The 22,269-nt window shown below is 61.6% G+C and carries 17 protein-coding genes; 7 read left to right on the top strand and 10 right to left on the bottom strand.

What is annotated here, in order from left to right; all coding sequences use genetic code 11:
• Positions 1-37: 37 nt before the first annotated feature.
• The 7 genes from AC1DTN_RS01245 to AC1DTN_RS01215 all read right to left on the bottom strand — a co-directional run bounded on the left by AC1DTN_RS01245 (position 38) and on the right by AC1DTN_RS01215 (position 8,411).
• The gene (locus AC1DTN_RS01245; protein WP_477919646.1) at positions 38-838 is read right to left on the bottom strand and encodes a TIGR02186 family protein; all 801 of its coding nucleotides are present in this window, start codon (positions 836-838) and stop codon (positions 38-40) included.
• Positions 838-1,761, bottom strand: coding sequence for a sulfite exporter TauE/SafE family protein (locus AC1DTN_RS01240; protein WP_113322951.1), 924 nt, complete (start codon positions 1,759-1,761; stop codon positions 838-840). The genes AC1DTN_RS01245 and AC1DTN_RS01240 overlap by 1 nt, the downstream gene beginning before the upstream one ends.
• A gap of 224 nt (positions 1,762-1,985) precedes the next feature.
• On the bottom strand, positions 1,986-5,753 hold the full coding sequence (locus AC1DTN_RS01235; RefSeq protein WP_477919644.1) for a peptidoglycan-binding protein: 3,768 nt from the start codon (positions 5,751-5,753) through the stop codon (positions 1,986-1,988).
• Positions 5,754-6,037: 284 nt separating this feature from the next.
• Positions 6,038-6,403 carry a VOC family protein gene (locus AC1DTN_RS01230; RefSeq protein ID WP_310378970.1) on the bottom strand — a complete coding sequence of 122 codons (366 nt, stop codon included), beginning with the start codon at positions 6,401-6,403 and terminating at the stop codon, positions 6,038-6,040.
• Between the two features lie 83 nt (positions 6,404-6,486).
• Positions 6,487-7,188, bottom strand: a complete 702-nt coding sequence (locus tag AC1DTN_RS01225; RefSeq protein ID WP_477919643.1) for an SDR family NAD(P)-dependent oxidoreductase — start codon at positions 7,186-7,188, stop codon at positions 6,487-6,489.
• Positions 7,189-7,265: 77 nt separating this feature from the next.
• Positions 7,266-7,949 carry a DNA-3-methyladenine glycosylase I gene (locus AC1DTN_RS01220; RefSeq protein WP_477919641.1) on the bottom strand — a complete coding sequence of 228 codons (684 nt, stop codon included), beginning with the start codon at positions 7,947-7,949 and terminating at the stop codon, positions 7,266-7,268.
• 72 nt (positions 7,950-8,021) lie between these two features.
• Positions 8,022-8,411: a hypothetical protein gene (locus AC1DTN_RS01215; RefSeq protein ID WP_477919639.1), complete on the bottom strand. Its 390-nt coding sequence runs from the start codon at positions 8,409-8,411 to the stop codon at positions 8,022-8,024.
• A 232-nt stretch (positions 8,412-8,643) separates the two neighbouring features.
• On the opposite strand from AC1DTN_RS01215, the gene AC1DTN_RS01210 reads away from it, so the two are divergent.
• From AC1DTN_RS01210 to AC1DTN_RS01190, 5 genes are all read left to right on the top strand, one after another.
• A complete protein-coding gene (locus tag AC1DTN_RS01210) occupies positions 8,644-10,437 on the top strand; it encodes an acyl-CoA dehydrogenase C-terminal domain-containing protein (RefSeq protein ID WP_477919638.1) in 1,794 nt (597 codons plus the stop codon).
• Positions 10,438-10,608: 171 nt separating this feature from the next.
• Positions 10,609-11,817, top strand: a complete 1,209-nt coding sequence (locus AC1DTN_RS01205; protein ID WP_477919636.1) for an acetyl-CoA C-acetyltransferase — start codon at positions 10,609-10,611, stop codon at positions 11,815-11,817.
• A 12-nt stretch (positions 11,818-11,829) separates the two neighbouring features.
• A complete protein-coding gene (locus tag AC1DTN_RS01200) occupies positions 11,830-14,043 on the top strand; it encodes a 3-hydroxyacyl-CoA dehydrogenase NAD-binding domain-containing protein (protein WP_477919634.1) in 2,214 nt (737 codons plus the stop codon).
• 158 nt (positions 14,044-14,201) lie between these two features.
• A complete protein-coding gene (locus tag AC1DTN_RS01195; protein WP_477919633.1) occupies positions 14,202-14,549 on the top strand; it encodes an ArsR/SmtB family transcription factor in 348 nt (115 codons plus the stop codon).
• On the top strand, positions 14,546-15,067 hold the full coding sequence (locus tag AC1DTN_RS01190; RefSeq protein WP_477919631.1) for an SRPBCC family protein: 522 nt from the start codon (positions 14,546-14,548) through the stop codon (positions 15,065-15,067). The genes AC1DTN_RS01195 and AC1DTN_RS01190 overlap by 4 nt, the downstream gene beginning before the upstream one ends.
• 30 nt (positions 15,068-15,097) lie before the next feature.
• Here the strand turns inward: AC1DTN_RS01190 and AC1DTN_RS01185 are convergent, their stop codons facing one another.
• Complete coding sequence (locus AC1DTN_RS01185) at positions 15,098-15,409, bottom strand: ArsR/SmtB family transcription factor (protein WP_113323635.1); 312 nt, start codon at positions 15,407-15,409, stop codon at positions 15,098-15,100.
• A 258-nt stretch (positions 15,410-15,667) separates the two neighbouring features.
• Between AC1DTN_RS01185 and AC1DTN_RS01180 the strand changes: the two genes are divergently transcribed.
• Positions 15,668-16,690 (top strand): LLM class flavin-dependent oxidoreductase, encoded by a 1,023-nt coding sequence (locus AC1DTN_RS01180; protein ID WP_310378956.1) that lies wholly within the window; start codon positions 15,668-15,670, stop codon positions 16,688-16,690.
• A gap of 114 nt (positions 16,691-16,804) precedes the next feature.
• Here the strand turns inward: AC1DTN_RS01180 and AC1DTN_RS01175 are convergent, their stop codons facing one another.
• The gene (locus AC1DTN_RS01175) at positions 16,805-17,992 is read right to left on the bottom strand and encodes an MFS transporter (protein ID WP_477919629.1); all 1,188 of its coding nucleotides are present in this window, start codon (positions 17,990-17,992) and stop codon (positions 16,805-16,807) included.
• A 206-nt stretch (positions 17,993-18,198) separates the two neighbouring features.
• On the opposite strand from AC1DTN_RS01175, the gene AC1DTN_RS01170 reads away from it, so the two are divergent.
• Positions 18,199-18,762 (top strand): TetR/AcrR family transcriptional regulator, encoded by a 564-nt coding sequence (locus AC1DTN_RS01170; RefSeq protein WP_113323632.1) that lies wholly within the window; start codon positions 18,199-18,201, stop codon positions 18,760-18,762.
• Positions 18,763-18,765: 3 nt separating this feature from the next.
• On the opposite strand, the gene AC1DTN_RS01165 is transcribed toward AC1DTN_RS01170, so the two are convergent.
• On the bottom strand, positions 18,766-22,266 hold the full coding sequence (locus AC1DTN_RS01165; RefSeq protein WP_477919627.1) for a PAS domain-containing hybrid sensor histidine kinase/response regulator: 3,501 nt from the start codon (positions 22,264-22,266) through the stop codon (positions 18,766-18,768).
• Positions 22,267-22,269 lie beyond the last annotated feature (3 nt).

The following is a 22,269-nucleotide window of genomic DNA, read 5'->3' as shown; positions in this document are numbered from 1 at the left end:
TTGAAAGTCATCGCCGCGACGGCGGACCTCCGCCCGATCAATCCTTGCGGAAAATCAGGCTGGCGCCCCATCCCGTCAGCACGGCCAGCAACACCGCAAAGCAGCCGTAGAAAATCGGTTGCTCATGCGCCGCATCGGTAATCGTCTGCTCGATGCCCGTCTTGATGACGCGTAGCGGCTGCGATTTCTGCGTCACGAACTTCCCGCTCTTGAACAGATAGGCACGCACCGTATGCACGCCGTTCGGAATATTGGCCGGCAGCCGCAGGCTTGCCTTGAAGAGGTTGGAGGAGACGAAACGAACGCCGCTCGGATCGCGCTCGTAAAGCCCGCCCGACTGCTGCAGACGCCTGAAGGCGGTGCGGAATTCGTTGAGACTGTTGAAGTTGCCGGCAAAATCGATCGGCCGCAGCGGAATATGGTCGATGCCGATACCCTCTCCGGTCAGGTCGAGCGGCGTCGTGATGTCATCGATGGAGCGCGAACTCGACATCGAATAGGAATGCGGTACGTCGGCAAAGGTCATTGACGAGGTATTGATCCAGATGCCGAAGACCCGCTCCTTCTTGCGCACCGTGGCGTCTTCGCGCGGGCCTTCCAGAACCACGATGACATCATACTGGCCGATGGCGAGCAGCAGGTCGTCGGTATTCGTCACCGCGCCGAAAATCGTCAGATCCGCGCCGCGGAAATCGGAGGTAATGGCGATTTCGCTGGTGGAAGTGCCGATTTCCAGCCCCTCGCGCTCTGCCCGCGTCGTTCCCTGTCCGGGCAGCAGCACCTGTGCCGAGGCGGCGACAGGCATGAGAAGGGCAAGGAGCAGGAGGAGCCGAAGCATCAGTTCCCCATTCCCATGACCACCGAATAGATGTCTTCCGGTGTCACGACCAGTGCGACTGCAAGGCGCAGGCCGACGGCAAGAACCAGCAGGCCGAGCAGAGCGCGCAACTGTTCGCCACGCAGCCGCTGGCCGACGCGCACGCCATACTGCGCACCGATGACGCCGGCGAGCATCAGGAAGAAGGCGAGCACGATATCGACCGAATAGTTGGTCGCCGCCTGCACGATCGTCGTATAGGCGGTCACGAAGATGATCTGGAAGAGCGAGGTCCCGACGACCACATTGGTCGGGATGCGCAGCAGGTAGATCATCGCCGGCACCATGATGAAGCCGCCGCCGACACCCATCACAGAGGTGAGGATGCCGATCGAAAATCCGAGTGTCACGATCGGGATCACCGAGAGATAGATCTTCGATTTCTTGAATCGCACCTTCAGCGGCAGCTTGTGCACCCAGTGCTGATGGCCCGGTCGCCGTGGGGCAGGCGCTTCGTTACGGGCGGCACGGCGCATGGCGTTGACGCTTTCCCAAAGCATCAGCCCGCCGACCGTACCGAGGAAGACGACGTAAAGCAGGGAGATGAAGAGGTCGAGCTGACCGATGGCGCGCAGCAACGAGAAAATCCAGATGCCGACCGTCGCGCCCGAAAGACCGCCGACAAGCAGCACCGTACCGAGCTTCACATCCAGCGTACCGCGCCGGAAATGTGTGATCGCCCCCGATATCGAGGAAGCCACCACCTGGTTGGCGCCTGTCGCGACGGCGACGACCGGGGGGATGTTGTAGAAGATCAGGAGGGGCGTGATCAGGAAGCCGCCGCCAACGCCGAACATGCCGGACAGGAAACCGACGGCGGCCCCCATGCCGAGAATGATGAAGATGTTCACCGACAATTCTGCGATGGGCAGATAGATTGTCACAGCCGACCCCGATTATTGCCGCTCCTGCCGGGGCGGCACTCTCATGTCCCCATTCGAATGGCGCATCCTACTGTCAAATCGTTGCCAGAGGCTTTCGAAGGAAAAAAGCCATGGTCAGCTGGATGCGAGTCCCGATATGTCCCGCATAATCCGGCTTTTTTCAGGTTTTGTGACGGTCGGCGCGAAAGGTGCAAAGCCCTGCGGCAGGGTGCCGCCGGGTTGTCTTAGATGGCCTTGGCGCCTGGCTTGTTGCGCTCCAGAAGCGCCTTCACCGTCTCGTCATTGACCTTGCCGGTCGGCTCCTGGCCGATCGACTTCTGGAAGTTCTTGATGGCGGTCACCGTCTTGGCGCCCATCTCTCCGTCCGGCGGGCCGGCGTCGAATCCGTTATTGTTGAGGATCGCCTGGATGTTGCGGATGGCCTTCTTCATGTCGACGGTTGCCGTCTTCGGCGCAGCGCCGCTCGCCCATGCGTCCGGAATCTCGATGCCGTTCGCCTTGTTGTCGAGCGGCTGCGGCTTCCAGAGGTCGGCCTTGGCACGGGCGCGTTCGAGCTGGTCCGGCTTCATGGCATTCGCCACTTCGTCGCGCTTCTGAGCGGCGTCCTTGTCACCGGCCCTGGCGGCGATCGCAAACCACTTGTAGGATTCTTCCAGATCCGCCGGCACGCCATTGCCGCGGGCACAGAGGATGGCGAGGTTGAACTGGCTGTCGGTGATGCCGAGGTCGGCTGCCTTCTGGAACCATGAGGCGGCCGTCGCATAATCCTGCTGGCCGAGCGCGCCGGAGGCGTAGAGTACGGCGAGATTGTGCATGGCGCTGGCATTGCCCTGGGCTGCAGCCTGTTCGTAGAGGGCCTTGGCCTTCTGCACGTCGCGAGCGACGCCATTGCCCTTCTCATACATGCTGCCGAGACGGTACTGCGCCGGCGCAAAGCCCTTGTCGGCGGAAAGCTGGTACCAGCTCGCGGCCTGCTTCTGGTCGGCGGCAAGGCCGTTGCGGCCTTCGGTGTAGCGCGCCCCGATCTCGAAAAGCGCCAGCGCATCGCCGTTGCGTGCCGCGTCGGCGAGCGGCTGCGGCTGGATCGTGTCTGGAACGATGATGGAGGCAGCAGCAGGAGCTGCCAGCGTCGTTGCTGCCGGTGCGGCGGGCGCGTTCGGAACGAAGCCGGACGTCTCCTGTGCCGGTGCCTGGTCGAAGGATTCGGCTCCTTCGCCGTCAAGCGGCGCTACATCGGTCAGGTGGTCGGGTGTCGCCGCCTGCGGCTCTGGGGGAGCGGCCGCCTCGGGAGATGTTGTCTCCGGCGTCATCGCCGGCACCTGAGCGCCGATTTCCGGCGCGGTTGCTTCCGGTACAATCGGCGCAGGGGCCGCCATGTTGGCCGGCGGCGTTTCGGTCGCACCGGTCAGGGCCGAGACTTCAGCCGGCGGCGGGGCCTTTTCGCCCGTCGTCAGCGTGCGGGCAAGCGGGAAGGCCATGATGGCGAGCAGTACGGCGCCGACTGCCAGCAGGATCGGCCGGCGGAAACGCGAGAAGACGCCACCCTTGCCAGCTTTTTCAGGCTTGCCGGCACGGCGCTCGGCGCGCGTCGCAGGCTTTGAGTTGCTGTCGATCTCCATGGCGGCAGCCTGCGCGGCGCGGCGCGCAGCGGCTATATAGTCGGCCCGATCGTTTTCGGTGGCCGGCTTGCCGCGCTGGGCGTTCTGGCTGGCGCGCACGCGCTCCAGGATCTTCTTCACATCAGGTGCGCCCGAGCCCGGTTCCAGCAGCTCGTTTGCCGCCTCAGTCGGTACCACGTCGACGGGATCGATCGACGGAGCGGGATCGATGACTGTGCGCTCGGTGACCGCCTTTTCTTCCGTCTTGCGCGCGGGCATCAGCTTGCGGCCAAGGCTTGCGAGCAGGCTGCCTTTGGCGGGAACGACTGGCTTTTCCAGCTGGCTGGTAGCGTCGATGGCGATCGCGCTGGTGCTGTCGGCCAATGCCGCTTCCGGCATACGCGGCGCCGCCTCTTCGGCGATGGCGGCCGTGCGCAGCACAGGCGAAGCCTTCGGCGCCTGCATCACCGGAGCTTTAGCCGGCTCCCGGGCTGCATCGACCAGTGCGTAGGGATCGACGTCGAAATCGACTTCTGCCGCCGGTATCCGGGCGGCCGGGCGAACCCGCTCTTCCATCGTATCCAGCCGGTCGGCAATATGCACCAAAGTCTCGTGCAGGGCCTGGAAGGTCTTGTGGGTGCGTTCTTCGCCGTCGCGGCTCAGATCTTCGAGATGCCGCAGATCTTCGGCAAGCGCGACCAGGGCCGACATGTCGGCTGCTGCAGGCGCAGCGCCCTGCGCTCCGCCATTGCGCGAATAAGCATCGACCACTGCTTCTGCCGCCTGTCGCGCTGCCTCGATGATATATTCGTCGTTCGTCGCGATATAATCTTCGATCGCGCCCATGCGGCGGTCGAGATTTGCCGACACTTCGGCGTTTTCGCGTGGTGCGCTCAAGAGTTCGGAGAGATTGGCGATCTGATCTTCGAGGTTCTTCAGCGCGCGCGTGTCAGTCGGCGCGGCCGCCGTGCTTTCTTCGAGCCGCGCGGCGATGTCGCTGAGCCGCCCTTCGAGACGCTGAAAGGCGCTGTCGTCGATAACAGGTGCCGGGGCGGGGCGGATTTCCATCTCGTCGATGCGGCGTGCGAGATAGTCGAGCCGCTTGGCGAGCGCATCATTAACCGAGCCGCTTTCCAGCGCATCGATCTTGCGGGAGATGTCGGAAAGCGTGCCGGTCAGGTCCGGCTGCGGCGCGGCCTTCTGCGTGCGTTCGAGCAGATAGGAAAGGTGCTCAAGCCGCTCGTCGAGACGTGAAGTCGCTTCGGTATTGGCGAGGTCTTCAACGCGCGCCGTCAGCGCTTCCAGCCGGCCTGCCATGTCGTCAGCTGGACCGGGCCGGCTCATAGCGGCGCGTCCCATCAGCTCGATCTGGTCGCCAAGTGCGGAAAGGCGGTTTTCCAGCCGCTGCATCAGTGCCGGGTCGTTACCCGTGGCAGTGCGTCCACTGGCGGCGATCGCGCGGCTGATTTCGTCGAGCCGCGTGTCCATGGCGGCGAACTGTTCGGACATGATCCGGTCGTGCGGCTGGATCATGTTGCCGAATTGCTCGACGGCCGAAGCAATCGCGATGAGTTTGTCTTCCAGCGCACGAACGGCCGGACTTTCGCCCATGCCGCCGAGATGCCGCTTGATGTCGTCAAGCCGGTAGGCGAGCGACACGAGCTCTCCCTGCAGTCCGGCCGTGTCGAGCTCTGCCAGGCGGTTTTCCACATTGTCCCAGCGCTGTTCCATGTGGCGCATCGAATCTTCACGCGCCAGCCCGTCCATCAACGAACGCAGCTCCTCGAATTCGTTGCGCAGGCCGGTAGCCTCCGGTCCGGCCGAGCGGCTGGTGAGCTGCGCAATGCTCTGTGACAGACGACCCATGTCGGCGCGGATGTCGTCGGCGAAATGCCGGTCCTGCGCGCCGGTCTTGATCTCGCGCAGTTCCGTGCGTAGCGCATTCATCTCGCGCGTGACACCTTCGGAAATATCGCGCTTCAGGTCCTGCCGCAGATTGACGAGCGCCTGGGCGATTTCGGTCATCGTATCGTCGGAGGCGCGGAAGGCGGGTGCCGCCGGCTGCGGCGCCGGAGAGCGCTGCGGGGCAGGCGCGAGAGCCGGTTCACGCAGAAGGGCCGGTGCCGCTTCGCGCGTATAGGCGCGCTCGCGGTTCTCTCTGGTAGCGTCGAGCGCGCGCTGGCGCTGGCGGATTTCCGCAAGCGGATCGGCCGCGCGCGGCGCATAGGGACTGGCGTAGGGATCGCGTTCGGGCGTCGGATTGCGGGGCCGCTGTTCGCGCCCGCTGCCCATCAGGCCCTCGATCCGCGCCTCCAGCCCTTCGATGGTGCGGTTCAACGCGTCGAGCGAGGTCCTGTCGGAATGCCGGGAAGAATGTGATCGCGATCCGTTCATGTTCTTGCTCGCTTCGATTGCCCGATCTGGGCCCGATCATTGCTTTTTCCGAAGCGTACCGGGGCACACGTCGGAGAGCGCCATCCATAAGGAAATAGTCAATTAGACTTTCCTCAAGCTGGATAGACTTTCGGCGACACTCCTGAAACGCGAGACAAAGAAAAGGAATGCAGATCGCCAATGCTCACCGCGCACCTTTTACGAAACGTGGTAAAGAACTCGTTAACCCGGATGAGAATTTTTTAACTTTTGCTTTTTTGGCGCGTTTCCACTGATGGAAATCGTCAGATCGGCCGTTTGTATTGCAGCTCGATCTTCACGCCTTCGGGGCCATAGACGAAGACCTGGCCGAGATCGGTTTCCGGAATATCGTAATATTCGTGGCGATAGCCGCTCGCCTTGATGCGAGCGAGCGCCGGTTCGAATTCGAAGAGGCTGAAGGCCACATGGTTGAAGATGCCGGGCGGAAAGTCGCCTTCGCGCTCCGTCAGGCTCAGATGGATCACCGGCTGGTCGTCGAGATAAAGCCAGTGGCCCGGCGTGGAAAAGGGTGGCCGATAGCCTTCCTTCACGCCGAGAATGCTTTCCAGAAAGCCCATCATGACAGGCGCATTGCGGGTATCGATCGTCACATGGTCCAGGCGCAGCATCGTTCCCTCCCGAGCTTTCGAAGCCAGTCAGATCCTACCGGTTTCAGCGCCTTCGGGAAAGCGCATATGCCGCGCCGGCCGGATCAGAAACTTTCCGTCCAGGGCCGCAGTTCCACCTCCTGCGACCAGGCGCTGCGGTGCTGCAGCAGCACGCCGATATAGGACTGCGCGATCGCATCGGGCGAAAGCGTACCATCAGGCTTGTCTTCCCGGTCGGGTCTCACTGCCGATCGTACCCCGCCATCGATGATGAAATGCGCCACATGGATGCCGAGCGGCCCGAGTTCACGGGCGGCACTTTGGGCCAGCCCGCGCAGAGCGAATTTTCCCATGGCGAAGGGCGCCGATTGCGCATAGCCCTTGATGCTGGCCGTCGCCCCCGTCAGCAGGATCGCGCCACGTCCCCGCGGGATCATGCGTTTTGCCGCCTGCTGGGTTACGAGGAAGCCGCCGAAGGCGCTTGTGGCGATTGCCTGTTCCACCTCAATAGGATCCAGTTCGGCAATCGGCCCGCGCACCCGGCCGCTGGCATTGTAGACCACAATATCAGGCTCTCCGATCTCGGCATCCACGCGTTCGAACAGGGCGGAAACCGCCGCCGGCTGCGAGGCATCGGTTGCAAACGCCTTGGCTCCGGTTTCCTCAATCAACGGCCCGAGCTTGCCGATATCGCGCGCCGCAAGGCCCACTTTCACGCCGCGCTCTGAAAGCATGCGGGCAAGCGAGCCGCTGATGCCGGAACCGGCGCCGACGATCAGCGCGCTGCGATAGGGAAACTCGGCCATGATCTTCTCCTTCAGGATGAGCCTTTTGGAGAGGTAGGCAGTCGCTGCCCGTCAAAAAACCGCTGGCCGGAAATATTTCATTCTTCGGGCGTGTCGATCGAAAGCCCGCAGATGCGCGAGAGATAGGCAAGCGGCAGGCCCGTTTCCGCGGCCCAGCGGTTGAAGGTCTGCTGGATCAGCTGCTGGTCCTTCTTGCCGGTTCCGGATAAAGACAGCGGCACGCCCGCATCCCTCAGGCAGGCCAGCACATCAGTGGTCATGATGAAGCAGTCGCGACCGATGCCGCGCAGGAAATATTGACCCGTGGCTCCGCCCAGCCGGCTGCCGCGCTTGGTGAGCACTTCGAGCAGGCCGATAAGATCCTCACGCGGCCAATCGGCGAAGAAGGCGCCGGCGCTGCCGGCCTCGTTCGCAAGCTCGCGCACGAAGGCGGCATTGGCGCGTACCGACATGATCTTCGCGCCGTTCTTGACGATGCGGTCATCAACAGTCAGACCATGCCAAAATTCGTCGGGAGCGATGTTGAGGGCGGCAGGATCGAAGCCATCGAAAGCCTCTTCGAAGCCCTGCCATTTATTGTCGATGACCTTGTGAACGAAGCCGCTGTAGAAGATGCGCCGGGTCATCTGCGAAAGAATGCGATCATCGGGCAGCGCGCGCAACGCCTCATGGTCAGGCATGGCCGGCAGCATCGCTTTCAGCGCATCGGCTCCGCCTTTTCTCTCTTCTGCACGGCGCCTTATGATATCGAAATCGCTCAAGGCCTGGCTCCCCGAATGGACTTTGCTTGCGCAAGCCTATTCCGGGAGCTGTCCTGCCTTCAAGCGGTTAGCTCAGGCTGCTACGGTTTCGCGCACCTCATCTAAGAGGAAATGCACGATCAGATAATCGATCTTGTAATGCCGCCCGCTATCGCTGACTTTCTCCTCGCTGCCGCCATCGGCAGGGTGCCAGGGGTGATAGTGCGGGTTGGTGGCGATCAGTGTCACCGCCTTGCCGGCGTAGGGACCTTCGCCCGGCCGGAACCGCATCTCTGCCAGCGGCCAGATGCGTTCGTAGGTTTCCATGGGAATACGCACTCTCAGCGCCTTGCGCAGAACCGGAGGCTCGTCATGCGCAACAAGCCGTTCGCCGTTGACCGGCTCGACTGTTAGGGGCTCGATGGTCACTTCCTCCGCCGTATCGAAAATGGAATTGAACTCCGCAGGCCACGCTCTCTTCATGAAACAGCTCCTCCCAGGCTTCTCCAAAGTCGCAAGAGGAGTGTAGCGCGCTTAGCCGGAGAAGCAACGCACTATTCCCGCTGAGGCGAAATGGCGCTGCATGGTTGGCCCTCTCCACCCACTTCACAAAATTGCGCGCATGCGGAATTTGACGTTTACGCAAACGTCAATATTTTGTAAGAGAGTCTCAAGGCCGGAGCGATCCGGTTGCCGAATTGGAGGAATTCGAACGATGCCAGTCTACAAGGCCCCGGTGAACGACACGCTCTTCGTGCTCAACGATGTGCTGGGTCTCGAGCGCTACAACAATCTCCCGGGTTTTGCCGATGCCACGCCTGACATGGTGGAGGCCATTCTGGGCGAGGCGGCGAAGGTGGCCGAGGAAGTCCTGTTTCCCCTCAATTATCCCGGTGATCAGGAAGGCTGCCTGCGCCACGACGACGGTACGGTCTCGACGCCGAAGGGTTTCAAGCAAGCCTATCAGGCCTATCGCGAAGGCGGCTGGATCGGCCTTGCCGTGCCGGAGGAATTCGGCGGCCAGGGCTTGCCCTACACATTGCACGCTGCCGTCGGCGAATATACTTCGGCGGCGAATATGTCGCTGATGATGTATCCGGGTCTGACGCAAGGCGCTATCGCTGCGATCCTCGTCCACGGTACCGACGAGCAGAAGAGCACATACCTGCCGAAGATGGTGGACGGCAGCTGGTCCGGCACCATGAACCTCACCGAGCCGCATTGCGGCACCGATCTCGGCATGCTGCGTACCAAGGCAGTACCGCAGGCGGATGGCAGCTACAGGATATCAGGCCAAAAGATCTTCATCTCTGCCGGCGAGCATGACCTGGCCGACAACATCATCCACCTGGTGCTGGCCCGCATCGAAGGCGCGCCTGAGGGCACCAAGGGCATCTCGCTTTTCATCGTTCCGAAATTCCTTGTCGGCAAGGACGGCGCGCCGGGCGCCCGCAATGCCGTCTCCTGCGGTGTCATCGAACACAAGATGGGCATCCACGGCAACGCCACCTGCGTCATGAACTACGACGAGGCGACTGGCTTCCTGATCGGCGCCGAAAACCGCGGCCTCAACGCCATGTTCGTGATGATGAACGAGGCCCGCCTGATGGTCGGCCTGCAGGGCATCGCCATTTCCGAGATCGCCTATCAGAACGCCGCCAATTACGCCCGCGATCGCATCCAGGGCCGCTCGCTGTCTGGCGTGAAGGCGCCGGACAAGAAGGCCGATCCCATCATCGTCCATCCCGACATCCGCCGCTCGCTGATGACCATCCGCGCCTTCAATGAAGCCGGCCGCGCCTTCCTGCTCTGGACCGCGCTCAAGTCTGATATCGCCCATCGCGCCACCGACGAGAAGGAGCGCCAGACGGCCGACGATATTCTCGGCCTCGTCACCCCGATCCTGAAGGGCGTGATGACCGACAAGGGCTTCGATCATGCCGTCATGGCTCAACAGGTCTTCGGCGGTCACGGCTATATCGAAGAGCATGGCATGAGCCAGTATGTGCGCGATGCGCGCATCGCCATGATCTATGAAGGGGCGAACGGCATCCAGGCGCTCGATCTCGTCGGCCGCAAATTGGCGCTGAACGGCGGCCGCGCCGCCATGGCGCTCTTCAAGGAGATCGGCGATTTCTGCGAGGAAAACCGCAATGACGAACAACTGAGCTTCTTCACCAAGCACCTGAAAAAGGGCTTGAACGACGTGCAGGGCGCGACCATGTGGTTCATGCAGAACGCCATGGCCAAGCCCGACAATGCTGGTGCCGGTTCCACCGATTACATGCACCTCTTCGGCCTTGTCGTTCTCGGTTATATGTGGGCGCGCATGGCAAAAGCCGCCAACGAGCGTCTTGCCGCCGGCGACGCCAGGGAGGACTATCTGAAGAACAAGCTGATCACGGCGAAATTCTTCATGGAGCGCGTGATGCCGGAAACCGCATTGCGCAGGGCCCGCATCGAAACCGGCGCCGACACGATGATGGAACTCGCCGCCGAAGCGTTTTGAGCCATTTCTCCCTCCCCTTGCGGGGAGGGTTGGGGGTAAGAAGCGGTCGGCACAGCCGACGAAACGATCCAGTGGATCGTTTCGAGCGCCGAACGCCCTGAGTTTAAGCGAAGGGCTGGGTAGTCTTCGCAGATTTCAAAGGCGCGTCCGCGCCGCCAGGGAGATGAGACAATGACCGAGGTTTTCATTTACGACCACGTCCGCACGCCCCGCGGCCGCGGCAAGAAGGACGGCTCACTCCACGAAGTGCCCTCCGTCCGTCTCGCGGCAAAGACGCTGGAGGCGATCCGCGACCGCAACGGCCTGAATACGGAAACGGTCGACGACATCGTCATGGGCTGTGTCGATCCGGTCATGGATGCCGGCGCCGTCATCCCCAAGGCTGCTGCCTTCGAGGCCGGTTATTCGACGAAAGCACCCGGCATGCAGATCTCCCGCTTCTGCGCCTCCGGCCTCGATGCCGTGAATTTCGGCGCCGGCAAGATCGCGCAGGGCGCTGACGATATCGTCATCGCCGGCGGCGTCGAAAGCATGTCCCGCGTCGGCCTCGGCATGTCCGGTGGTGCCTGGTTCATGGATCCCTCCGTCAATTTCCCGGCCTATTTCATGCCACAGGGCGTTTCGGCCGATCTCATTGCCACCAAATACGGCTTCTCCCGTGACGACGTCGACGCCTATGCCGTCGAAAGCCAGAAGCGCGCCGCAAACGCCTGGAACAACGGCTGGTTCAAGAATTCCGTCATCCCGGTAAAGGATCAGAACGGCCTGACCATCCTTGCTCATGACGAGCACATGCGCCCCGGCACCGACATGCAGGCGCTCGCCTCCCTCAATCCCTCCTTCCAGATGCCCGGCGAAATGGGCGGCTTCGAAGCCGTCGCCATTCAGGCCCATCCGGAAGTCGAGCGCGTCAACTACGTCCACCATGCCGGCAATTCCTCGGGGATCGTCGATGGCGCCGCTGCCGTCCTGCTCGGCTCGAAAGCAGGGGGGGCAAGCATGGGCCTGAAGCCGCGCGCTCGCATCAAGGCCTTCGCCAATATCGGCTCCGACCCGGCGCTGATGCTCACCGGCCCGGTTGATGTCACCGAAAAGCTCCTGAAGCGCACGGGCATGACGCTTGCCGATATCGACCTCTTCGAATTGAACGAAGCCTTCGCCGCCGTCGTGCTGCGCTACATGCAGGCTTTCGACATTCCGCACGACCAGATCAACGTCAATGGCGGGGCAATCGCCATGGGCCATCCGCTCGGCGCGACCGGCGCCATGATCCTCGGCACCGTACTGGACGAACTGGAGCGCCGCGATCTCAATACCGCTCTGGTCACCCTCTGCATCGGCGCCGGCATGGGCACGGCAACCATCATCGAACGCGTTTAAGGGAGAGAGACGATGAGCTACACCAACTTCACCGTCGAGACCGATGCGGACGGTATTGCCCTGGTCACCTGGGACATGCCCGGCAAGTCGATGAACGTCTTCACCGAAGAGGTGATGAACGAGCTCGATGCCATCATCGATGCGACGGTCGCCGACAGCGCCGTCAAGGGCGTGGTCATCACCTCGGGCAAGTCCTCCTTCTCGGGCGGTGCCGATCTCTCGATGATCAAGTCCATGTTCACACTCTACCAGCAGGAGAAAGCCGCAAATCCTGACGGTGCGGCACAGAAACTCTTCGATCTGGTCGGCCGCATGACCGGCCTGTTCCGCAAGCTCGAAACCTGCGGCAAGCCCTGGGTTTCCGCCATCAACGGCACTTGCATGGGCGGCGCACTGGAAATGTCGCTCGCCTGCCATGGCCGCGTGGCCTCCAACACCAAGAGCGTCAAGATCGCCCTGCCGGAAGTCAAGGTTGGCATTTTCCCAGGCGCCGGCGGCACGCAGCGGATCTCGCGCCTGACCGATGCCCAGTCCGCCTTGCAGATGATGACGACGGGCCAGTCGCTGAACGCCTCGCGCGCCAAGGCCATGAACCTCGTCCATCAGGTGGTCGAGCCGGATCAGCTCATTCCGGCCGCCAAGCAGATGATCAAGGATGGCCTGAAGCCCGTCGCCCCCTGGGACGAAAAGGGCTTCAAGGTGCCCGGCGGCGGCATCTGGACGCCCGCCGCAGCCCAGCTCTGGCCGGCAGCGCCGGCGATCCTGCGTCGCGAAACATCAGGCAATTATCCCGGCGCGCTCGCCATCCTGAAATGCGTCTATGAAGGCCTGCAGGTTCCCTTCGATACGGCGCTGAAGATCGAGCAGCGTTATTTCACGCAGGTGCTGCAGACCACCGAAGCCTTCTCTATGATCCGTTCGCTCTTCATCTCCATGCAGGAGCTCAACAAGGGCGCCCGCCGCCCGGCCGGTGTGCCGAAGATGGAACTCAAGAAGGTCGGCGTCGTCGGCGCCGGCTTCATGGGCGCCTCGATCGCCTATGTCACGGCCGCTGCTGGCTTCGAGGTCGTGCTGATCGACCGCGATATCGAAGCTGCCACCAAGGGCAGGGGCGTTGGCGAGGGCCTTGTCAAAGATTCTATCGGTAAGGGTCGTCTTACGCAGGAGGAGGGTGCAGCACTTCTATCCCGCCTGACACCCTCCGCCGATTATGCAGATCTGAAAGATGCCGATCTCGTCATCGAAGCCGTTTTCGAGGACCGTGCCGTCAAGAAGGCGGTTATCGAGCAAGTGGAAGCCGTCATCCCGGAAACGACGATCTTCGCCTCCAACACCTCGACCCTGCCGATCACGGGCCTTGCCGAAAATTCGAAACGCCCGGACCAGTTCATCGGCGTGCATTTCTTCTCGCCGGTCGAAAAGATGATGCTGACCGAGGTCATCCTCGGCAAGAATACCGGTGACCGGGCACTCGCCGTGGCCCTGGATTATGTCGCCGCCATCAAGAAGACCCCCATTGTCGTCAACGATACCAGAGGCTTCTTCGTCAACCGCTGCGTCTTCCGCTATATCCACGAAGCCTATGACATGCTGATCGAAGGCGTGCCGGCGGCAATGATCGAGAATGCCGCCAAGATGGCCGGCATGCCGGTCGGCCCGCTGTCGCTGAACGATGAAGTGGCGATCGATCTCTCGCAGAAGATCCTCAAGGCAACCGTCGCCGATCTCGGCCGCAAGGCCGTCGACGAACGCCACCTTGCCCTCATCGACAAGCTGGTGGACGAACTCGACCGTCGCGGCCGCAAGAACGGCAAGGGTTTCTACGAATATCCGGCAAAACCCGCCAAGAAGTTCCTCTGGCCCGAGCTGAAGACGCTCTATCCGCAGAAGCCGGCCGACGAAATCGACGTTAACACCCTGAAGCAGCGCTTCCTGGTCACCATCGCGCTCGAAGCCGCCCGTACCATGGAAGAGGGCATCGTCACCGATCCCCGCGAAGCCGATGTCGGCTCCATCCTCGGCTTCGGCTTTGCGCCCTATACCGGCGGCGCGCTGAGCTACATCGACGGCATGGGTGTAAAGGCCTTCGTGGACCTCGCCGAAAAGCTGGCCTCCAGCTATGGCGTCCACTTCAAGCCGACGCCGCTCTTGAAGGACATGGCTGCGAAGGGCGAAACCTTCTACAGCCGCTTCGATCCCTATCCGGCAACTGATAAGGCTGCATAATTGGTGAGGCGCCGCGGCTCGTAAGGGCAGCGGCGCCGCTCTCACATTCCCTCCATCTCTGGCTGGGCTTGAGCGGAGAATCCTGCTGCAAGCGCACGAACAGCCAACTCAAAACACTTAGCCCTTGCGCTAAGTATCAGATCCTGATACTTAGCCTTATGGATTACCATTCACATCAACTCGACAGCATATTCCTGGCATTGGCCGATCCCACGCGCCGCGCCGTCATCGGTCGTTTAGGCACCGGCCCAGCCAGCATCAGCGACCTTGCAAAGCCTTTCGACATGGCCTTGCCGTCCTTCATGAAACACATCCACCTTCTGGAAGAGACAGGCCTGATCGAAACGAGAAAGCAGGGCCGCGTGCGCACCTGCACGCTGGAAAGGAAGCGTCTCGCGATGGTCGACGGCTGGCTTTCGGCTCAGCGCGCCATCTGGGAAGCCCGCACGGACAGGCTCGAAGCTTTCGTCACCGCCACGCAATCCGAGGAGGAGAAATCCCAATGAATATCAATGTGAATCCCGATCTCGATCTGACCATTTCGCGCGTCATCAAGGCCCCGCCGGCTGCCGTCTGGAGCGCCTGGACCTCACCGGCAAGATTCGAAAAATGGTGGATCCCAGCGCCGGCGCTCTGCCGTGTCGCCGCCATGGAAGTCAAACCCGGCGGCGCCCTCGTGACCGAGATGAGCGAGGATGGCGGTTCCTTCCAACACCATCTCAGCGCCTGCTATCTGGATATTCAGGAAGGCCGGCGCCTCATTTTCACCAATGCGCTCCTCGGCGGCTGGCGCCCCGCGCCGACCCCTTTCATGACAGCCATCATCACCTTCGCCGACCATCCCGAAGGCACCGATTACAACGCCCTCGTCATGCATAAGGACAAGGATACCCGCAACACGCATGTGGAGTTGGGCTTCTACGACGGCTGGGGGCACGGTCGCCGAGCAATTGGCGAAGCTCGTGGAGAAATAAAGAATGTTCATGCCCGGCGTAGTAGCCAGGCTAGAGCAGTTAACCGGTGACGGTGGGGAATGCAGGCGATACGAAGTCTCCTAACCCGCCAGCCGGCGATCCGTTGTCTGGCCCTCGTCGAACATTTCGCTCAGCATCTCAAGGATCACATGGACCTTCTCGGATTTGACCGAGTAGTAGATCGTCTGCGCATCGCGTCGCGTCTTGACGAGATCTCTGCTGCGGAGCTTGGCGAGGTGTTGGGAGAGTGCCGATTGGCTGATTCCGATAATATCGGCGAGGTTGTTGACCGCGACCTCGCGCTCGGCAAGCGTCTTCAGCATCCGCAGTCGATGGGCGTTCGCCATGACCAGCAGCAGGTCGGCTTTCTTTTCAAAACTATCAGTATTCATTGCTTTCCCTTCACAATTTAGCGGACGGCAATTTATATGACTAATTAAGAATTGTCTTAAGAGTATGGCCGGGAACAAATTTTTCCCCCTGCTTTTGTGGGGTTTCCCGATAGACCGCGTTCTGTGCCGCAACTGCGCGGCGCCGAATTCGCATTTGATCAGTCATTCGGTTCAGAAATCTCCTGCGAGCGCCTATATGCCTGTCAGGAATCATGACAAGAAGCGTGCGGGGCACACTTCAGTTTAAGCGATGGAATCATGAAGAAGATCGGTTTTCTCTCGTTCGGGCATTGGACGCCCTCGCCGCAATCCCAGACGCGCTCGGCAGGCGATACGCTGCTGCAGTCGATCGATCTTGCCGTTGCCGCCGAGGAGCTTGGCCTGGACGGCGCCTATTTCCGCGTCCACCATTTTGCTCGTCAGCTTGCTTCGCCATACCCGCTGCTCGCGGCCGTCGGCGCCCGGACCAGCCGCATCGAGATCGGTACCGCGGTCATCGACATGCGCTACGAGAACCCGCTCTACATGGCTGAAGATGCCGGCGCGGCCGATCTGATTTCCCGCGGACGCCTGCAGCTGGGCATCAGCCGCGGCTCGCCCGAGCAGGTCATCGATGGCTGGCGCTATTTCGGCTACAACCCGCCGGAAGGCCAGAGCGATGCCGATATGGGCCGCCGCCATGCCGAGGTCTTCCTGGAAGTGCTGCGGGGCGAAGGCTTCGCCGAGCCCAATCCGCGGCCGATGTTCCCCAATCCCCCCGGCCTGCTGCGGCTCGAGCCGCATTCGGCTGGTCTGCGTGAGCGCATCTGGTGGGGCGCAGGCTCGAACGCTACGGCAGTCTGGGCCGCCAAGCTTGGCATGAACCTGCAGAGTTCGACGCTGAAGGATGACGAGACGGGCGAAGCCTTCCATATCCAGCAGGCCAAGCAGATCCGTGCTTATCGCGAGGCCTGGAAGGAAGCCGGCCATCAGCGTGAGCCGCGCGTTTCCGTCAGCCGCAGCATCTTCGCGCTGGTGAACGATCGCGACCGCTCCTATTTCGGCTATGGCAATGAAGGGCAGGACAAGGTCGGTTTCATCGACGAGAATACGAGGGCAATCTTCGGCCGTTCCTATGCCGCCGAGCCCGATGCTCTCATTGAGGAGCTTAAGAAGGACGAGGCGATCGCCGAGGCCGATACGCTCCTGCTTACCGTCCCCAACCAGCTCGGCGTGGAATACAATGCCCACGTCATCGAATCGATCCTGAAATATGTCGCGCCGGCGCTCGGCTGGCGGTGATCGTATCCTGCGATGGCATATAGCATGTCGCGCAAAAATGTGCGCGATCTTGCGATAACGACTTGCGAAAACAAGAGCTTAAAGCGTGGCGGATCTGAAAGATCGCGACATGCCTTAAGCCGTCGCCGTCTCCCTTGTCGCGCCCATCACCATCAGCCCGGCAAGGCTGAGGAGGACGATGGCGGTTGCGTAGATGTCTGTGGTCATGCCGTAGCCGATTGACTTGACGAGGAAGCCGGCAAGGATTGCCGGCAGGCTGAAGGCGAGATAGCTCTGAATATAGAAGGCCGAAAGCAGGCCGGCCCGTTCTTCCGGCTTGGCAAGTGGCATGATCGTGCCGATTGAGCCGAGGAAATTGGTGCCGAAACCGGCGCCCGTCAAAAGCGTGCCGACGAGCAGTAGCGGCACATTGGCAAGATGCACGCCCGCGACGACCGTTGCGATGCCCAATGTTTGGGAGGCGACTCCGAAGATGAGATTGGCTTTCGGGCTGCGGTTGCGGCGCAGGAAGACGGCGATTGCGCCCGACAGCATCAGCGCTGCCACGACCGCGCCACCCGTCAGCGGCGCGGGGCTGCCGGTGGTCGAAGCGACCAGGGAGGGCACGAGCGACAGGTAGAAGCCGCCGAGCGTCCAGTTGGCGATATTGATCGGTGTCACCAGCGACAGCGGCTTCTTCACCTGCTGCGGAATGAAAATCGTCGGCTTCAGCGAGTTGAAGACACCGGGCCGCGTGCCGCCCGTCTCTCGCGTCAGCCACAGCGCAACGGCCTGCACGGCAAAGGCGGCAAGCAGCAGGGCATAGACGAGATGCAGTGGCTCGGGTCCATATTGGATCAGCGCGCTGGTGCCGATGGCGCCGATCGCCATGCCGGAAAGCGGCGCGAGCGAGTTGACGATCTGCCCCTTTGCCCGGTCGATATCGACAAGGGCGGCACCCAGCGAAGCGCCGGCGATGCCAGTCGCAAGTCCCTGCACGATACGAGCTGCGATCAGCCATTCCGGCCCGCTGGCAATGGAAAACAGCGCCATGGCGATGATTTCGAGCACCAGCGCGCCGAAAATGACGGGCCGCCGTCCGAGATGGTCGGAGATGGAGCCGGCAATCAGCAGGGCTGCGAGCAGTGCGAAGGCGTAGACTGCGAAGATCACGGTGATCAGGATGGGAGAAACGGCAAAGCTTTCCTGATAGATGCGATAGAGAGGCGTCGGCGCGGCCGATGCGCCGAAGAAGATGGCGAGCGTCAGAGCATGGAAGCCCATGGGCGACGAATTCTTGATGGATTCGGAAGCGGCGACCATATAAGCTCCTTAAAGCTAATTTATTGCGTTAGCTCTATCTAGGACGCACAAAGCCTAAAAGCAAATAATTTGCGTTTACGGAAGTATGAAAGTTTCTGAACTGTTGGCCGCGGTTTTGCACTCGGAATTGCGTAAAAGGAGCTGGAAGCGTGCTAGGCGAATCTGAAAGATCGCAGCACACTTCAGGCGGATAAGGTTGGTTCGAAATGGCAGTGAAAGAGAATATCCGTCCGGGTGGCAGAAGCGCGCGTGTTCAGGCTTCCGTGCATGCGGCGGTGCGTGACCTCCTCGTAGAGATGAGCCGTGCAGAGATCACCGTGCCGCTGATCGCTGCGCGTGCAGGCGTGACGCCTTCCACCATCTATCGCCGTTGGGGTGACCTGCAGGAATTGCTGGCCGACGTCGCCGTGGAGCGCCTGCGCCCCGATATGGAGCCGGCCGATACCGGTACCGGCGCCGGTGATCTGGAGGCCTGGGCCGAGCAATATGCCGAAGAAATGTCTTCCGGTCCTGGCCGTGAATATATCCGCGATGTGCTCTCCGCCCAGACCGGCGACAACGCCAACAAATGTTGTAACTTCACCCGTCAGCAGATCGAGGCGATTGCCGGTCGAGCGAAGGAGAGGGGCGAGGCGTTCCCCGATGTCGATGCAGTGATGGATCGCGTAGTCGCCCCCATCATGTACCGTATCCTGTTCGGCGATGTCCCGACCGCGGCCCGCGTCCAGGAGCTTGTCGGCCACGTCTTCGGCCGGCGCAAGGCAGCCTGATCTTCACTCCGCGGCGGTGCGCTTCAGGCCGGAAATCTGGGTGATATAGGCGCGAAGCGCCGCCGGCCGCACCGGCTTGTGCTGTACGGCGATGCCATGCTTCTCCGCCTCGGCGCGCACCTCCGGCGTCCTGTCGGCAGTGACGAGCAAGGCCGGAATATCGACACCGAAATGCTGCCGCAGATGCAGGATCGCTTCGACCCCGGTCCCGTCGGCAAGATGATAGTCGGCAATGACAAGATCGGGCGGCTGACGCATCGACAGCGCTTGGACAACAGAAAGCGAATCCGCCGCCTGCGTATCGCAGCCCCATCCGTCGATCAGCAGCCGCATGCCTTCGAGGATCTTGGTTTCGTTGTCGATGCAGAGGATGCGCAATCCCTTCAGCGGCTGCGCCGTGCGGTCGACGGGAACGACGGCTGTTGCTGCGTCCGCGCTCTTCGAGATATCGAGCGGCATGAGAATGCGGAATTCCGTGCCCTTGCCATGCGTTGAATGAAGCTCGACCTTGTGATTGAGCACGCGGGCGATGCGGTCGACGATGGAGAGGCCGAGCCCGAGGCCCGATGCGGTCTTGGCACCCTCATCCAGCCGCGCGAATTCCTTGAACACGGTCCGGAATTTCGAAGGCGGTATGCCGATGCCGGAATCCATCACCTGGATCATCACTTGATTGCCACGTCGTCTTACCCCGACCAGCACCTTGCCGCTGACAGTATATTTGATGGCATTGGAAACGAGGTTCTGTACCAGACGGCGCAGCAGGTTCGGATCGGAGCGCACCCGCAGGGAGGTCGGCATGACCTTGAGCTTCAGTTTCTTCTCGCGGGCGATCGGTGCAAAATCGGTCTCGATGCGCTCGAGTAGATCTGAAAGCGGCACGGAAGCCAGCCGCGGGCGCATGGCGCCGGTATCCAGCCGGGAAATATCGAGCACGGCGCCGAGAATGGATTCGACCGATTCCAGCGCGGAATCGATATTGCGAACGATCGGGCTGTTTTCCGATTGCGCCATGCGTTCGACGAGCGCGGAAGAATAGAGCCGGGCCGCATTAAGTGGCTGCAGAATATCGTGGCCGGCGGCAGCAAAGAAGCGCGTCTTACCGATATTGGCTTCCTCGGCCGCTGCACGCGCCTCCGCGAGCTCCTTGTTGACGCGGGTCAGTTCCGCGGTGCGCTCGACGACACGCTGCTCCAGCGTCTCGTTTGCCTGTTTCAGCGCCCGGTCGGCGGCCACACGCTGGGTGATGTCGGTGAAGGTCGCGACGATGCCCTTGTCCGGCATGGCGTTGGAACGCACTTCGATGATGCGCTCGCCGCCGCCGAGCACCAGCGGGAAGGGCTTGTCGAGCGTCAGGAAATGCCGCACCGCTTGGCCCTGGTCGCCGGGCGCAATATCGCCGCGCTGGCTGAGGATACTGACGATTTCCGATAGCGGAAAACCCACCTGGCCGGCATTTTCCGGCAGGTCCAGCAATTGCCGGAAGCGGCGGTTCCAGATCGTCAGCCGATTGGAACTGTCGAAGACGGCAATGCCCTGATCCATCTGCGAGAGCGCCGTCTGCAGCATATCCTGATTATATTGCAGTGCTTCGCTTGCCTGATCGAGCAGCCAGGCCGTGTCCGAGGAAGCATCCTCGATTTTTTGCAGGATCAACGACAGCACGAGCCGCGCTGAAGAGGAGCCGATGGCGCTGCCGAGAAGCTGCTCGGTGAAATGGATGAGCGCCATATCCGCCGGCTGGTCGTCCTCCAGCTTGCGTCCTGACGTCTGCTCGTAAGTCGCAAGCGAGCGCTGCATGCGCTCCTCGCCGAGATAGCGGGCGATCGCCGTCTTGAGATCTCCGACGCTAATGCGGGTCTTCCAGCCCCGCGTGGCAAATTGCGAGCGCGAATGCCGCTTGACGAAGATGCCGGCCTGGATGCGTTCCAGCGGCTTGGCGTTGCGCGTCAACGAGCCGACGATGAAGGTGGCGGTATTGACGAGCAGGCTCATTGCCGTCGCATTGACGAGCGGATCGGCATCTGGGCCGGTGAAGAGCGTTGTACCGGGAAAGATGAAGCCGAGGAAACTGCTCGCTACATAGGAATAATCCGGGCCTCCGAATGAGGGCAGGAACAGCAGGTAGACCCAGATGACGAATCCGGACGAGAGGCCGAGGATGGCGCCGCGTGCATTCGCCCGCCGCCAGATCATGCCGCCGAAGAGGGCGGGCGCAATCTGCGCGATGGCGGCAAAGGAGAGCAGGCCGATCGAGGCAAGCCCTGCCGTGCTGTCGGTCGAACGGTAATAGGCGTAGCCAAGCAGCAGCACGGCGAAGATGGCGCTGCGGCGGATATTGAGCAGGCTCTTTGCGAAGTCGTCGCGCTGGCTCGCAAGGCCCGCGAGCTTCCGGCGTAGGAAGAACGGCATGACGATGTCGTTCGACACCATGATGGAAAGCGCTACGGAATCGACGATCACCATGGCGGTCGCCGCCGAAAATCCGCCGATGAAGGTGATCAGCGAGACAACAGGCATTTGCCCCACAAGCGGCAGAGAGAGCACGTAAAGGTCTGCGTTGCCGTTGCCGCCGAAGGTCAGCAGCCCGCCGATCGCAACCGGCAGCACGAAGAGATTGATGGCGATCAGATAAAGCGGGAAGAGAAAGCCCGCGAGCCGGAGCTGCTTTGCCGTGCGGTTTTCGACGACTGTGACATGGAACTGGCGCGGCAGCATGATAATGGCGAAGGCCGAAAGCAGCGTCAGCGTGATCCATCGGCTGAGCGGTGTCTGATAGTCGAGTGCGGCGGTGACCAGAGCGTTCTCCGATCCTTTCTGCCACAGGTCGCTTGGCCCGTCGAACAGGAACCAGATAACGCAGATGCCTGCCGTCAGGAAAGCAACCAGCTTCACCATCGATTCCATCGATACTGCGAGGATGAGCCCGTCCTGATGTTCCGTCGCATCGGTGTGGCGGGTACCGAACATGATCGCGAAGCAGGCAAGCACCAGCGTGACGATCAGCGGAAGGTCGAGGAAGTAGAGGTTGCCGCTGCCGATGCCATAGTCGGACGGATTGACCATGGCCGTGACCGTCGCTGAAATGGATTTCAGCTGCAGCGCGATATAGGGGATGGTGCCGATGAGGCAGATCAGCGCCACGATGGTTGCGACAGTGGAATTCTTGCCGTAGCGCGCGGCAATGAAATCGGCGACGGATGTAAGCTTCTCGGCCTTGGCGAGCTCGATGATGCGCTTCAAAAGCGGCATGCCGAGTGTGAAGACGAGGATCGGCCCGATATAGATCCCGGCAAATTCCAGCCCATGATGGGCTGCAAGGCCGACACCGCCGAAATAGGTCCAGGAGGTGCAGTAGATCGCCAGGCTGAGCGCATAGACCACCGGCCGACCGCCTTCCGGCACACCGAATTTCCGGCTCCGGCGGTCGCCGTAGCTTGCTACTGCGAAAAGCAGCAGAAGATAACCCAAGGCAAACGCAAATATGACCCAGCCTGGAAGCATCGA

The sequence above is a fragment of the Rhizobium sp. 01T444 genome (assembly GCF_056398305.1).
The sequence above is the reverse complement of the archived record's forward strand: the minus strand, read 5'-3'. Positions and strand labels throughout refer to the sequence as shown.